The following is a 13,819-nucleotide window of genomic DNA, read 5'->3' on the forward strand; positions in this document are numbered from 1 at the left end:
CAGGGCCGGACACCACACCCACCGCCCAGCACCGGAAAGCCCCCGGAGGCACACCGACCAGCCCGCTGAAGCGGGTGGTGAACGTACCCAACAACGCACAGCCAACCGCAAAACAGACCACGCAGCAGACCACGCAGCCGACCCCGGTGACACTGATACCGCCCCACCGCAGCAACACCACCACCCACCCACCCACCCGATACGACACACCATCAAATACCCACACAGCACCCCACCACAGACGACCCGGAACCCCCCACCAACGCACCCGGCAGACCCAGTACGCCGGACCCGGTACGCCCGGTACGCCGAATCAGCGGCAGAGTCAGGGCAGGTATCAGGGTCAGTGGTGCTCGGAGAGCCACTCATGGACCGCGTGGGCGGTCGTACGGGCGTGCTCCTCGAGGACGGTGAAGTGGTCGCCCGGCACGGTGACTTCCGAGTGCGGAAGACTCCACGGCTCCGCCGTTTCAATGCCCGGCAGGCCGTCCCTGGCCCGGACGAAGAGTGTGGGCGCCGAGAGCCCCGACGGTTCCCAGCCGGAGAACCGCTCCAGATAGCCGGCCATCGCCGTGAGCCGGTCGGTCTCGGCCGAGGCGAACTGGGCGGCCTTGTCGAGCATTCCGACGGTCATGGCAGAAAGCGCGGGCCCGTCCTCCGCGCCGCTGACACTGTCACCCGGGAAAGTGTCGACCAGGACGACGGCGGAGGGGCGCACGCCCGTACGTTCCAGGTGTTCGGCAACGGCCTGCGCCACCCAGCCGCCGGCCGAGCGCCCCAGCAGGACGAACGGCTCGTCGCCCGAGCACGCGAGAACGGCGGCGGCCTGCGCCGACACGAAGGCCTCCAGTGTGGCGGGCAGGGCCTCGCGCGGCAGGAATCCCGGATTCGGCAGCACCGAGACGTCCCGCAGCCCTTGGAGGGACGACCCGAAGCGGGCGTACTCATGAGGGCCCGAGAGCGCGCTGAGAGCCGGGAAGCAGATCAGCCGGGGGCGAGCTGGGCCGCTCGCAACGTTGACGGCCGCGGGTCGGGTGCCGAGGGCCTCCGCGCTGTCGAAGACCTCACGGAAGCGGGAGGCGATCGTCAGAAGCGCCATGCCGTCCCATGCCCTGCCGAGGGCGCACGCCGTACGGAAGAGAGCGGACAGGGAGTCGGCGCCACCCGGAACCGGAGTCCCTTCCGGGACTCCGCCCGTCGCGCCGGCCGGCGCCACGCTCGGGGCGGGGGGTGTTTCCGGGGCAGTCCCGGAATAGCGTTCCTCCAGGTAGGCGGCGACCGCGCGAGGTGTGGGGTGGTCGAAGAGGAGCGTGGCCGGCAGGGCCAGCTCCGTCATTGTCGCGAGCCGGTTGCGCAGCTCGACCGCGGCCAGTGAGTCGAGGCCCAGCTCCGCCAGCGGGCGGTCCGCCTCGATCGCGGACTGTCCTGCGGTGTAACCGAGCGCCGCGGCGGCTTCCGTCCGTACTTCCGACAGAAACAGTGCGCCGAGTTCGCCGGACGGCGTGACGGCCAACTGCCGCCGCAGGGAATCGCGGGCCTCGGGCTCCGCGGGTGTCCGGCGGACGGGCCCGCGGCCCGGTAGGCGGGAGAGAGGCGCATCGGCGGTCCCGCGCACCTCCCCGTTCAGGCGTGCCGCGACCAGGACGGCCTCCCCGCTTTCGACGGCGGTGTCGAAGAGCGCGAGACCCTCATCGGTCCGCAGCGGAACGAGACCGGAGCGGGCCATCCGGCGCAGATCCGCGCTTGCCAGCCCGGCGGTCATTCCGCCGCTCTGCTGCCAGGGCCCCCAGACGAGAGAGGTGCCGGGCAGACCGATGCTCCTGCGGTGCTGTGCCAGCGCGTCCAGGAACGAGTTCGCCGCCGCGTAGTTGCCCTGCCCGCCGGATCCGAACACACCGGCCACCGAGGAGAACAGGGCGAAAACAGCCAGGTCACTGTCCTGGGTCAACTCGTGCAGGGCGAGCGCCGCGTCCACCTTCGGCCGCAGCACGCGATCCATACGCTCCGGTGTGAGCGCCGCGATCACACCGTCGTCCAGCACTCCCGCGGTGTGCACCACGCCGGTCAGCGGATGCTCCCGCGGCACAGTCGCGAGGAGCGCGGCGAGCGCGGTGCGGTCGGCGACGTCGCACGCGGCCACCGTCACCTCGGCACCCAGCCCGGCCAGCTCCGCGCGCAGCTCGACCGCCCCGGGCGCGTCGGCTCCGCGCCGTCCGACGAGCAACAGGTGACGTACACCGTGCGCGACCACGAGGTGGCGGGCGAAGGAGACGCCCAGAGAGCCCGATCCCCCGGTGATCAGGACGGTGCCCCCGGGGTCCAGCCGGCGCGCTGCGCCCTCGTCCGTCGTTGCGCGGGAGGCCTGTACCAGCCTCGGTACAAGGACGACACCTTCCCGCACGGCCGTCTGCGGCTCCCGGCTCGCCAGAACCTGGGCCAAGGCCGCTTCGGATGCGGGGTAGTCGTCGACATCGACCAGTGCGAACCGGCCGGGGTTCTCCGTCTGTGCCGAGCGGAGCAGTCCCCATACCGGAGCGCAGACGAGAGCGGCATCACCGTTCGCGGCGTCGGCGGCTGTCTCCGACCCTGTGACGACGGCATCCGAAGTGAGGACGACCAGACGGGAGTTGCTGAGGCGCTCCTCGGCCAGCCAGTCCTGCACGAGCCGCAGTGCCCATCCGGCCATACGGTGTGCGGCCGACGCGCGGTCCACTCCGTCCGTCCCGGTGAGCGGCGGACAGGCGATGACGACGACCGGTGCGTCGGAACCTGCCGAGGCCGGATCCGCGTACGCCTTCGGCCGGTCGCCCGACGGGAGGAGTGTGCCGCGCAGTCCCGGACCGGGCTCGCCCAGGAGAGCCCACACGCCTGGCGCCGGAGCCGGGACGGGGGAATCGGGCAGGCGCACCCAGTCCTGGCGGAACAGGCAGTCGCCGTGCGCCCGGACGTCCTTCAACTGCTCGCGGGGAAGCGGCCGCAGGACCAGGGACCCTACCGTAGCCACGGGGGCCCCCGACCCGTCAGTCAACTCCAGCCGTACTCCACTCCCCGCCGCCGGCGAGACACGCACCCGCAGCCGGCGGGCACCGGACGCATATAGCCGCACACCGCTCCAGGCGAACGGCAGAGACACCCCGCTGCCGCTGTCGTCCGGCACCGGCGTCACTCCCCCGAGCATCATGGTGTGCAGCACCGAATCCAGCAGAGCCGGATGCAGGACGAACCGGCCCGCATTGCCGTGCTCCTCCACCGGCAGCACAACCTCAGCGAGGATGTCGTTGCCCAGCCGCCAGGCGGCCCGCAGACCCTGGAAGGCCGGGCCGTAGCGGAGACCGCCGTGAGCGAGCCGGTCGTAGAACCCTTCGCCGGGCCCGGCGTCGAGCGGCAGGGGGACGCCGCCCGCGGGCGGCCACGGGCCGGGCGCGGCCGCGGGCTCCGGCAGCTCCTGGGATGCGAGGATCCCCGCCGCGTGGCGGTTCCAGGGACCGTCGTACCCGGGAGTGCGCGGCCGTGCGTGGAACACCACGCTCCGCCGCCCGCCCGCGTCCGGTCGTGCCACCTTCACCTGTAGCTCGACCGTTTCGTCGGAGGGCAGCGACAGGGGTGCCGTCAGGGTGAGTTCCTCCAGTACGGGGGCGCCCACCCGGTCTCCGGCGTGCACCGCCATGTCGACGAACGCCGTCGCGGGCAGCAGCACCGTGCCCAGCACCGCGTGGTCGGCCAGCCAGGGATGGTCACGCAGTGACAGCACGCCGCTCAGCAGAAGGCCGTCGTCGTCCGCTGTCGATGTGGCGAAGCGCAGGAACGGGTGGGGCTCGGCGTCCGGCTCCGCCTGGGCTTCCGGCCGGTCGGCTTCGAGCCAGTACCGCCCGCGCTGGAACGCGTACCTGGGCAGTTCCGTACGGAGTGCGCCGCGTCCGGCGAAGACGGCGTGCCAGTCGACGCTCACACCGTGGGCGTGCAGTGCGGCGACGGTGGTGAGCAGCGCCTCGGCTTCCGGCCGGGGCCCGCGCAGCGTCGGGACGACCAGGGGCGCGGACGCGGCCCCGTCCGTCGTCGGCGCGGTTGCCTCCATGTCGGACAGGCAGTCCCGTGTGATGCCCGAGAGCACACCGTCCGGGCCGAGCTCCACATAGTGGGCCGCGCCCCGCTCCCGCAGAACCCGCACCGAGTCGGTGAAGCGGACCGGACGGCGTACGTGGTCCACCCAGTAGCCGGGCGAGCACACTTCCGCGTCCGTGACGGGCCGGCCCCTGACCACCGTCACCAGGGGGAGCACGGGCGGGGAGTAGGTGATCCCCCGCGCCACCACGGCGAACGCGTCGAGCATCGGTTCCATGCGCGCGGAGTGGAAAGCATGACTCACCCGCAGCCGCGTGGCCTCGCAGCCCTGTTCACGCCAGTACGCCACAGCCTCCAGCACCGCCGGCTCGTCACCGGCCACGACCACCCAGCGGCCGTTCAGGGCCGCGATGTCCACCTCCCGCTCCCTGCCCGCGAGGTACGCGGCGATCTCGCTCTCATCGGCCCGTACCGCGGCCATCGCCCCACCCGCCGGCAGCTCGTCCATCAAACGACCCCGCGCCGCCACCAACACACACGCGTCAGGCAGGGACAGCACCCCGGCGGCGTGTGCCGCCGCCACCTCGCCGACGGAGTGCCCCGCCACGATGTCCGGGCGTACACCCCAGGACTCAAGCAGCCGGAACAGGGCCACTTCCAGGGCGAAGAGCGCGGGCTGCGCGAACCGTGTCGTGTGCAGGAGCCCGCTCTCGTCCGGTCCTTCGGCTCCGTCGTCCGCGAACACCACCTCGCGCAGCGGCTTCGGCAGGAGCGGATCCAGCAGCGCGCAGGTCTCGTCGAAGGAACGGGCGTAGACGGGATGGGTCTCGTACAGTTCCCGGCCCATACCGGCCCGCTGGCTGCCCTGGCCAGTGAACAGGAAGACGACCGGGCCGGCGGGGCGGGGGCCGCTCGTGCTCACCCCCGGCCGCTGCTTTCCTTCGGCCACCGCGTCGAGGGAGGCGAGCAGTCCGTCCCGGTCACCGGCCACCACCACCGCGCGGTGCTCGAAGGCGGCGCGGGTCGTGGCCAGCGAGAACCCGAGGTCCAGCAGGCGTGTTCCGGGGCGCGCGGCCACGTCGTCGTGCAGTCGTCGGGCCTGTGCCCGGAGTCCGGCGGCGCTCCTCGCCGTCACCGGGAACGGCAGGGCCGTCGCCGAGGGCTCAGGTGCGGCCGCGGGGCCGTCGTCCGGGGCGCGCCGGCCCGCCTCGGGCGCCTGTTCGAGGAGCACGTGGGCGTTGGTCCCACTGATCCCGAAGGACGACACACCCGCCCGCCGGGGGCGGCCGGTCCGGGGCCACGGCACGGCCCGGGTCAGCAGCGACACGGCGCCCGAGGACCAGTCCACCCTGGGTGTGGGCTCGTCGGCGTGCAGCGTACGGGGCAGCACACCGTGCTCCATCGCCTGGACCATCTTCATCACCCCGGCCATGCCCGCCGCGGCCTGTGTGTGCCCGAAGTTCGACTTGACCGAGCCCAGCCACAGCGGGTTCTCCCTCGCCCCGGCCCGGCCGTAGGCCGCCAGGAAGGCCTCCGCCTCGATGACGTCGCCGAGCCGGGTCCCCGTGCCGTGCGCCTCCACCGCGTCGACATCCGCGGGCTCCAGCCGCGCGTCGGACAGGGCCTGGCGGATCACCCGTTGCTGGGCCGGTCCGTGCGGCGCCGTGAGGCCGTTGCTCGCACCGTCCTGATTCACCGCGGAGCCGCGCACCACGGCCAGTACCCGATGTCCCGCCCGCCGGGCCAGGGACAGCCGGGTCATCAGCAGCATTCCCGCGCCCTCGGCCCACCCGGTGCCGTCCGCCGACGCGGCGAACGCCTTGCAGCGGCCGTCGGGGGCCAGCGCGCGCTGCCTGCTGAACTCCACGAAGGAGTTGGGCCCCGACATCACCGTGACACCGCCGGCCAGCGCGAGCGAACACTCGCCTCTGCGCAGCGCCTGGGCGGCCAGGTGCAGGGCGACCAACGACGACGAGCACGCCGTGTCCACGGTGATCGCCGGCCCTTCCAGGCCCAGGGTGTAGGCGATACGGCCGGAGGCGACACTGCCCGCGTTCCCGATGCCGAGGTGCCCCTCCACGTGTTCGGGGTCTCGGCCAACCGGCCTGCGTAGTCGCTGTACATGAGCCCGGCGTACACCCCTGTGGGGGTCCCGCGCACCGTGCCGGGGTCGATTCCGGCATGTTCGAAGGCCTCCCAGGCGACTTCGAGCAGCAGCCGGTGCTGCGGATCCATCGCCAGTGCCTCGCGGGGCGAGATACCGAAGAAGGCCGGGTCGAAACGGTCCACACCGGACAGGAAGCCGCCCTCGCGTACGTACGTCCGGCCGGCCCGCCCGGGATCCGGGTCGAACAGTCCGTCGATGTCCCATCCCCGGTCGGCGGGGAACGGGGTGATGGCGTCGACACCGTCATCGACCAGCCGCCACAGATCCTCCGGGGACTCCACTCCGCCCGGGAATCGGCACGCCATCCCGACGATCACCACGGGGTCGTCGTCCGGGCCGGCCCCGTCCGGGCGGGTGGGCGCGGCACCGGCCGGTTCACCGGTGAGCCGCGCCGCAAGGTGGGCGGCCATGTCCGTCGTGGTGGGAAAGTCGAAGGCGGCGGCCTCGGACAGGGAGAGGCCGGTCGCCGCCGACAGACGGCTGGACAGTGCGGTCGACGTCAACGAGTCAAGACCCAGATCGCGGAACGCGGTCCCCGGCTCCACCTCGTCCACGGCGCAGCCCAGTACGACGGCGACCTCGCCCCGTACCAGAGCCCGCAGATCCACCGCGCCCGTCCCCGCGGGCGAGGGGGCTTCGGCCTCCAGGAGCCTCGCCGGGCAGTCGGCGAGCGCGTACCGCTTGGCCTTGCCCGAGGCGGTACGCGGGATCCCGTCCACCTCGTAGAGGGCGGCGGGGACCTTGAACGGTGACAAATGCTCCCGGCAGGCGGCGAGGACCGCTCTCCTGTCGAGTTCGCCGGCCTTCTCCGGGACCAGGTAGGCGACGGGCACCTCACCGAGTACGCCATCGGGCCGGCCGGTCACGGCCGCGTCCTTGATGCCCGGCAGCGCCAGCAGTACCGCCTCCACCTCGGAGGGGTGGATGTTCTCGCCGGCGCGGATGATCAGCTCGCCGGCCCGGCCCGTGACGGTGAGTTCGCCGCGGGCATCGATCCGGGCGAGGTCACCGGTGCGGTACCACCCGTCGCGCAGGACCTGGGCAGTGTCGTCGGGGCGGCCGTGGTACCCGGCCATGACGCCAGGTCCGGAGACCCACAACTCACCCTCGCCCGAAGCTTCGCCGCTGCTCGCGCTGCCGTCGCCGATACGTGCCCGGGTGCCCGGCAGCACACGGCCGCACGAGCCGGCCGCACGGGCGGCGTCCGGCGCCGACATGGTGACGGGCCCTGCCTCGGTGCTCCCGTAGTGCTCGAGGAACGGGACCCCGCAGACCTCCTCGAAAGCCCGCTGGAAGACGGGACCGGCGGCCGCACCGCCACTGACACAGCCACGGAGCGCTGGGGCCGTCAGTCCCTCGGCGCGTACGGCGTCGAGGAGCTTGGCGTACGTCGCCGGCACACCGGCCAGCAGGGTGAACGGGTCCTCCGTCCGGCGCAGTTCACCCAGCACGTCCGCCGCGGAGAACCGCGGCAGGATGACGGCGGACGCTCCGGTCGCGGTCACCCCGATGACGCAGAGGATCTGACCCATGGCGTGGTGGAGGGGCAGCGGCCAGAGCAGCCGGTCGTCGGCCGACATACCGAGGACGGCGACGAAACCGGCGGCCACCGGCGACAGGCGGCTGCGTTGTGTGGACAGCACGCCTTTGGGGGTGCCGGTCGAACCGGAGGTGTAGAGCAGCCATGCCACCTCGTCGAGTCCGAGATCGTCCGGGGCGGGAACGGAGGGTTCGGTGGTGGCCATGTCCTCGTAGGAGAACGTGCCGGGTGCCGTATCCGTCACGGCGTCGCCGCCCGCCGGCCGGACGAGCACCACGGTCAGCTGCGGGCGCTCCGGCAGGAGCGGCCGCAGCAGGCCCAGATGGGACCGGTCGGTGAGGACCACCCGGGCTCCGCTGTCGTCCAGCATGTGAGCCAGCTCGGCTCGCGTGCTCCGTGAGTCCATCGGCACACCGACCGCGCCCGCTCTGGTGACAGCGAGAACGCTCTCCACGGCTTCGACGCGGTTGCCGAGGAGTACCGCCGCACGCTCGCCGTGCCGCAGCCCGAGTCCGGCCAGATGGCCGGCCAGCCGTCCGGTGCGCAGCTCCAACTCCTCGTAAGTGACGCGGGACGTGGGGTCCTGGAACGCGACCTTGGAGCCGAAGCGGCGCGCATGTTCCCGGAGCAGCTCGGGCAGTGGCCGGATCGGGGCTACGCGTGATGTCACCGGGACGAACACATCCTCTTCGGACAGGAGTTGATGTTGACCCAGTATGGATCCCCGGACGGGTGAGTCCGTCGTATGTTCGAACCGGGCGTGTTGACGGCCGGCGCGTCCGGGCCACGAGGGGCGTCGGGGCCGTCCGCGACGGCACAGAAGCCTGATCGCCCGGCGACGGGCCGGTGGTTGGCCGGTTCCTGTCCGTGCCTGTTCCGTTCCTTCTCGTTCGGACCGATGCTGGCCGGAACGACGGCGAGCGAGGCAGGACGGCGGAGGAGTGCGTGTGACGGTTCAGGCATCGGGCGAAGCGGGCGATGATCACAAGAAGCGGGCAGGCGACCGGCCGGGAGATGCGGCGGCAGAGGCCCAGGAGTCGATGACGCCCTTCGACGAGATCTACGACCGGCCCGATCCCCGGGCCTTCTTCCGCGCATTCCAGCCGCTGGGCTACCGGACCCCGCACCATGCCCAGGGAATCCACCGCCGGCTGATCGCAACCGGCGTGTGCGCAACCGGAGCCGGAGCGGTACTGGACATCTGTTGCTCCTACGGCATCAACGCGGCCCTGCTGAACCACGATCTGACGCTGGACGACCTGTACGGCCACTACACCTCGTCCAGGGCTTCGGCGATGACCACCAGTGAACTGACCGCCTGGGACCGTGAGTTCTACCGGTCCCGACGCCGTCCGGACGCCGTCCCCGTCTTCGGCCTCGACGCGGCGCCCAATGCCGTCGCCTACGCTCGCGAGGTGGGTCTGCTGGACGAGGGCTTCGGCGAGAACCTGGAGGTCGCGCCGCCGTCCGACGCCCTCCTGCGCGCGGCGCGGCGTATCCGCCTGATCACTGTCACCGGCGGAGCCAGCTTCTTGTCGTCGCGCACCTTCCGGCCACTTCTCGAATCGGCCGACGCCCCGGTGTGGGTAGCGGCGTTGGTGCTGCGTACCGGCTCCTACCAGCCCATCGCGCAGTGCCTGGACTCCTTCGGGCTGGTCACGGAGAAGACGGCTTCCCCTACTTTCGTCCAACGTCGCTTCACCAGTGCCGAGGAGCGGCAGTTCGCCGTCGAATCGGTGACCGCGGCCGGCGAGGACCCTCGCGGGAAGGAGACGGACGGCCATTTCCACACCGCTTTCCATCTGTCCCGTCCCGCCCAGGACACCGTCTCGTACCCGGTCAGCGGCCTCGTGCAGCCGGCCTGACCCGCTCACCCGACCGGAGCCGGAGGGGGTGGAGGCCACTGGGCCGGATCCGTCCGCGGCCAGGTCACCAGAAGGCTCTCCGGGCTGCGTGAGGTGGTCCCCACGCGCCAGTGGACGGATTCCGGCGGCTGTGCCAGCCGGAGTCCCGGGAATCTGGCCGCCAGGCGGTGCAGAGCCAGTTGGAGTTCCACCCGGGCCAGCCAGGCGCCCAGGCAGTAGTGCGGTCCGGCGCCGAAGGACAGGGTGGGGGCTTCCAGAGGTGCGAACAGGTCGTCCGCCGTACTTGGCGGGAAGACGTCGGGGTCGCGGTTGGCCATCCCGCAGTCCGCCAGGACCACCGCTCCGGCCGGGATGAGAACGCCCCCGACCTCGACGCCCTCGGTCGCGCGACGCGTGCTCCCGCGGTCGTCGCCCAGGGGAATCAGGTGGAGCAGGCGGTCGGCCACCACGCCGGCCGACTCCCCCGCGGCCGCGAGGAGCGGCCAGGCCTCCTGTCGCTCGGTGAGCAAGTAGAGGAGCGAGTTTCCGAGCATGGTCATCGTGCTGTCGTGGCCCCCCACCACCAGCCCGCAGACCAGGCTGACCAGTTGCGCCTCGGGAATGCCTCCCTCCTCGTCGGCGGCCAGGACCAGGCCGCTCACCAGATCGTCCCCGGGCTCGCGTCGGCGTGCGGCCAGCAGTTGTGCGCCGAACGCGGAGAACTCGGCCATGGCCGCGCCCACCTCGTCACCGCAGCGGGAACCGTCCGTGAACGCGTGGTCGCTCCAGTGGCGCATCCGCTCACGCGCGGACGCGTCGAGCCCCATCAGCCGGCTGATCACGGCCACCGGCAGCGGCAGCGTGAACTCCGTGACGATGTCCACCGGCCCGTCGCCGTGGGTCAGGCCGTCCAGCAACTGCTCCACGATCGCAGCGATCCAGGGCTGCCACCGGGCGACGGCTCTCGGAGTGAACGCGCGGCGCATGGTGCGGCGCAGTCGCAGGTGGTCGGGGCCGTCCTGGTTGAACATCAGGTCCGGGTCGTTGACCAGCCCCGGCTGCTGGGACACGGACGGCCCGTCCGGCGCGTACAGCTCGGATCGGCCGAACCGGCTGTCGCTGAGCACCTGCCTGACATCGGGGTACCGGCTGACGAGCCAGGCCGGAGATCCGTCCGGCAGCTCGGTGAGCCGCGGCGGGCCCGGGACGTCGAATTCCATGCGGTGGAGCGGGGCCAACAACGGTTCGGGACCAGCATTCTTGCTGGTGCTCACTGCGGCGGACACGGTACCTCCTGGCTGTGCGTGTTCGACGGGACCGGGACGGGCTGCTGGACGGATCGGGGTGGGGAAGGGGGAGCGGGAGCGGAGGCGTGGGCTGACGGGTACTCAGGTCGCCCCCTGTCGTTGCGTGCGCCGGCGCGCTCCCGTCCGCGCCGTGCCGGTCACAGCTCGACCAGTACCTTGCCCAGGTTGGCCCCCCGGTTGTGGTAGAGGCTCCCGTAGGCTGCGGGAATGCTGTCGAAGCCGTAGTGGAGGGTGTGGTCACAGACGACCTCTCCCCGCCGGAGCCTGCCGCCCAGTTCGGTGTGGAGCGACTGCCAGTTCTCGTCGGTGAACCACTCCAGGGAGAAGATCCCGCGCACGGTGGCGCGCGGGAACATGATGTACGGCAGGAGCCGGGGTCCCACCGCGTCCTGGCCGACCTGAGTCGCCCACTGCCAGCACACCGCCACCTGGCTGCCCACGTTGAGCAGGGAGAAGACCGCGTCGGTCACGGCGCCGCCGAGGTTGTCGAAGTAGCGGTCTACGCCGTCGGGAGCCGCTCGGGCGAGCGCGTCGCGCACGCTCTCGGCGCTGTCGCCCTGCCGGTAGACGACGACCGCGTCGAACCCCAGCCGTGACAGGTACTCCGCCTTCTGCGGGCTCGATGTCGTGCCGACCACACGGGCGCCGGCGAGCCCGGCCAGCTGGCCGACCAGTGTCCCCACCGCGCCGGAGGCACCGCTGATCACCAGAGTGTCTCCCGGCCCGGCGTCGAGGAACATGGCGAGCGTGCCCCAGGCGGTCATGCCCGGACCCCCCATCGCGCTCAGCGCCGTCGCCAAAGGCAGCGCGTCGTCGTACCAGCACGGGTCGAGGCGGCGGAAGGCGGGGAACACCATCGGGAAGGTTCCCGTCTGCCACAGCCATTCCTCGCCCGCGCTGACCAGGTGGGACCGCCAGCCGCCGAAACCCTGCACCAGGTCACCCGGCCGGTGCGCGGCCCGCGGGCCCGCCTCCAGCACTTCCATGATCGAGTCGGCGCCCATGTGCCGGCCGAGCGGGGTGTCCAGCGCGATGCCCTGGAGATAGGGATCGACCGAGACGTACCGCGTCTTCAGCAGCATCTCGTCGGGTGCGAGGTCCACGTCGATGTCGCGGACGATCTTCTCGTAGATCCGGTCCACGTCGGGAGCGCCCTCGACGTGTTCGCGGACGACCCACTCCATGATCTTCACTTCTGCTCCTTTTGCGCACCGGTGAGGTCGAGAGGGGTCGCGGCGGAGCCGTCGGGGCGCCCCCCGACAGGAATGACGAGATGGGTCGGCGGCGGCCCGGTCTCGTCGAGGGAAGCGGTGAACGTCCTGCCGTCGTCACGGCAGACGAACTGCATGACGTGCCGGCCCGCCGCGGCCGCCCGGATCAGTCCGCCCGTCGTCGCCCAGACGCCGGAGAGGTAAAAGTTCTCCAGGCCCGGGAGGCCGGGGCCGTGTTTCTTGACGAGTTCCTCCAGGGTTTCGCCGCTCTCCACGAACGGCTGCCACCCCAGGACCGTCCCGTCGTGGTTACCCGTGTACCGGACCTGAGTGAGCGGGCTCGACACGTCGCGCACCGCGATGGCGTCCTGAAGGCCCGGGTAGCGCTCCTCCAGGAACTTCACGAGCGCCGTGCGTGCCCGCCGTTTGGCCGCGTAGTAGCCGCGGCCGTGCCGCACGGGGAGCGTGTGGAGCTCCTGACCGCCCCGGCTCCGGGTGATCTGTTCCGGGCCTTCGTCCAGGGCGCGCCAGGGGGCGATGTCGCAGAAGTAGGTGGCGTAGACGATGGTCGTCCCGCTCGGCGAGAGCTCCGGATAGTGGCAGCTGCGGAACTGGACGTTGATGCTCCGATGGCGGATGCCGGTCAGTTCGGCCGCCTGTTCCTCGTTCAGCAGGTAGGTCGTGCACGGGGCGCCCTCGGGGAAGGGCCGCTTGAGTCCCAGGAAGAGGGTGAAGTAGCCGGGAAACACCATGCCCGGTTCGTTGATGGTCTCGGTGTAGAGCCGCCGGTAGGCGTCGTTCAGATAGCGGCCTCCCAGGAGCTTCATCATCGTGGTGGGTCCGTCGCAGGCAGACACGATGATGTCCGCGCGCAGTTCCCGGCCGTCGCTGAGGCGGACGCCGACCGCTCGGTCGTCCTCGACGACGACCTCCTCGACCTTGGTGTTGTAGGTGACCCGGCCGCCGAGCCTCCGGTAGCGCTGCTCGATCGACTCGGCGAGGCCGAGCGATCCGCCTTCGGGGACGCCCGCCGACAGGTTGGCGTGCGAGGCGAGCTGGAAGTGGGTCGGCAGTACGGGGAACGCCGGGTGTTTCTCGTAGAGGACGAAGTTGAACGCCTCGCGCAGCAGCGGGTCCTTGAACCGGGCCGAGTAGTCCGACATCAGCACCGAGATCGACTTGCGCACCGCGTTGAAGTACGGGACGAACGACGCCAGCATGCGCCATCGCTCCACCCGCCCCATCAGCCCCACCGGTTTGAGGAAGGGGTAGACGGCCAGCGCCTTGCGGAAGGAGCGCAGCCGGCGGCAGAACTCCCTGATCTGTTTCGCGTCGGCGGGCGAGAGCTCGGTGAGATGGTCCTGCAGCCGGTCCGGGTCGGAGTAGAAGTAGACCGCTCTGCCGTCCTGCCCGCGCACGATGTTGAACACGTCGAAGTGGCGTACCTCCTTACCCTGCAACGCGCCGAGCTCCAGCCAGATCTGGTGCATCTCGTTGCCGGGGCCGCTGCCCAGCATCCAGCTGACGCAGGCGTCCAGGGTGAAGTCGCCGCGTTCCCAGGCTGTGCAGCAGCCTCCCGGGATCTCGTGCATCTCCAGCACCTGGGACCGGTAGCCGTTCATCTGGGCGTAGCAGCCGGTGGAGAGGCCGCCGAGCCCGGCACCGATGATGATCATGGTTTGCCTGTC

At 71.4% G+C, this 13,819-nt stretch carries 5 protein-coding genes and 2 pseudogenes; 1 reads left to right on the plus strand and 6 read right to left on the minus strand.

The genetic code is table 11. From position 1 onward, the window contains the following. Nucleotides 1-343 precede the first annotated feature (343 nt). The 3 genes and pseudogenes from ACZ6S6_RS09275 to ACZ6S6_RS09285 form a co-directional block, all read right to left on the minus strand. Entirely contained in the window at nucleotides 344-1,726 is a 1,383-nt protein-coding gene (locus ACZ6S6_RS09275; protein ID WP_469704979.1) for a thioesterase domain-containing protein, read from the minus strand. Beyond that, nucleotides 1,724-6,822: pseudogene (locus ACZ6S6_RS09280) on the minus strand (type I polyketide synthase); the annotation flags it as partial. The pseudogene ACZ6S6_RS09280 and the gene ACZ6S6_RS09275, both read right to left, overlap by 3 nt. A 153-nt stretch (nucleotides 6,823-6,975) precedes the next feature. Next, nucleotides 6,976-8,451 (minus strand): annotated as a pseudogene (locus ACZ6S6_RS09285) (class I adenylate-forming enzyme family protein); the annotation flags it as partial. A gap of 265 nt (nucleotides 8,452-8,716) precedes the next feature. Here ACZ6S6_RS09285 and ACZ6S6_RS09290 point away from each other — a divergent pair. Next, nucleotides 8,717-9,634, plus strand: coding sequence for a hypothetical protein (locus ACZ6S6_RS09290; protein WP_469704556.1), 918 nt, complete (start codon nucleotides 8,717-8,719; stop codon nucleotides 9,632-9,634). Nucleotides 9,635-9,639: 5 nt separating this feature from the next. Here ACZ6S6_RS09290 and ACZ6S6_RS09295 read toward each other — a convergent pair whose 3' ends face one another. From ACZ6S6_RS09295 to ACZ6S6_RS09305, 3 genes are all read right to left on the minus strand, one after another. Next, entirely contained in the window at nucleotides 9,640-10,833 is a 1,194-nt protein-coding gene (locus ACZ6S6_RS09295) for a cytochrome P450 (protein WP_362966337.1), read from the minus strand. Between the two features lie 224 nt (nucleotides 10,834-11,057). Further along, nucleotides 11,058-12,113 (minus strand): MDR family NADP-dependent oxidoreductase, encoded by a 1,056-nt coding sequence (locus ACZ6S6_RS09300; protein WP_362966335.1) that lies wholly within the window; start codon nucleotides 12,111-12,113, stop codon nucleotides 11,058-11,060. Continuing rightward, complete coding sequence (locus tag ACZ6S6_RS09305) at nucleotides 12,110-13,807, minus strand: phytoene desaturase family protein (RefSeq protein WP_469704981.1); 1,698 nt, start codon at nucleotides 13,805-13,807, stop codon at nucleotides 12,110-12,112. Before ACZ6S6_RS09305 ends, ACZ6S6_RS09300 begins: the two co-directional genes overlap by 4 nt. Between the last annotated feature and the right edge of the window lie 12 nt (nucleotides 13,808-13,819).

This window comes from Streptomyces sp. NPDC048671, assembly GCF_055587045.1.

What these genes read in the sequence shown, in the direction of transcription:
- ACZ6S6_RS09275 (WP_469704979.1), bottom strand. Translation starts at nt 1,726, where the DNA reads ATGGCCCGCTCCGGTCTCGTTCCGCTGCGGACCGATGAGGGTCTCGCG.
- ACZ6S6_RS09295 (WP_362966337.1), bottom strand. Translation starts at nt 10,833, where the DNA reads ATGGAATTCGACGTCCCGGGCCCGCCGCGGCTCACCGAGCTGCCGGAC.
- ACZ6S6_RS09305 (WP_469704981.1), bottom strand. Translation starts at nt 13,807, where the DNA reads ATGATCATCATCGGTGCCGGGCTCGGCGGCCTCTCCACCGGCTGCTAC.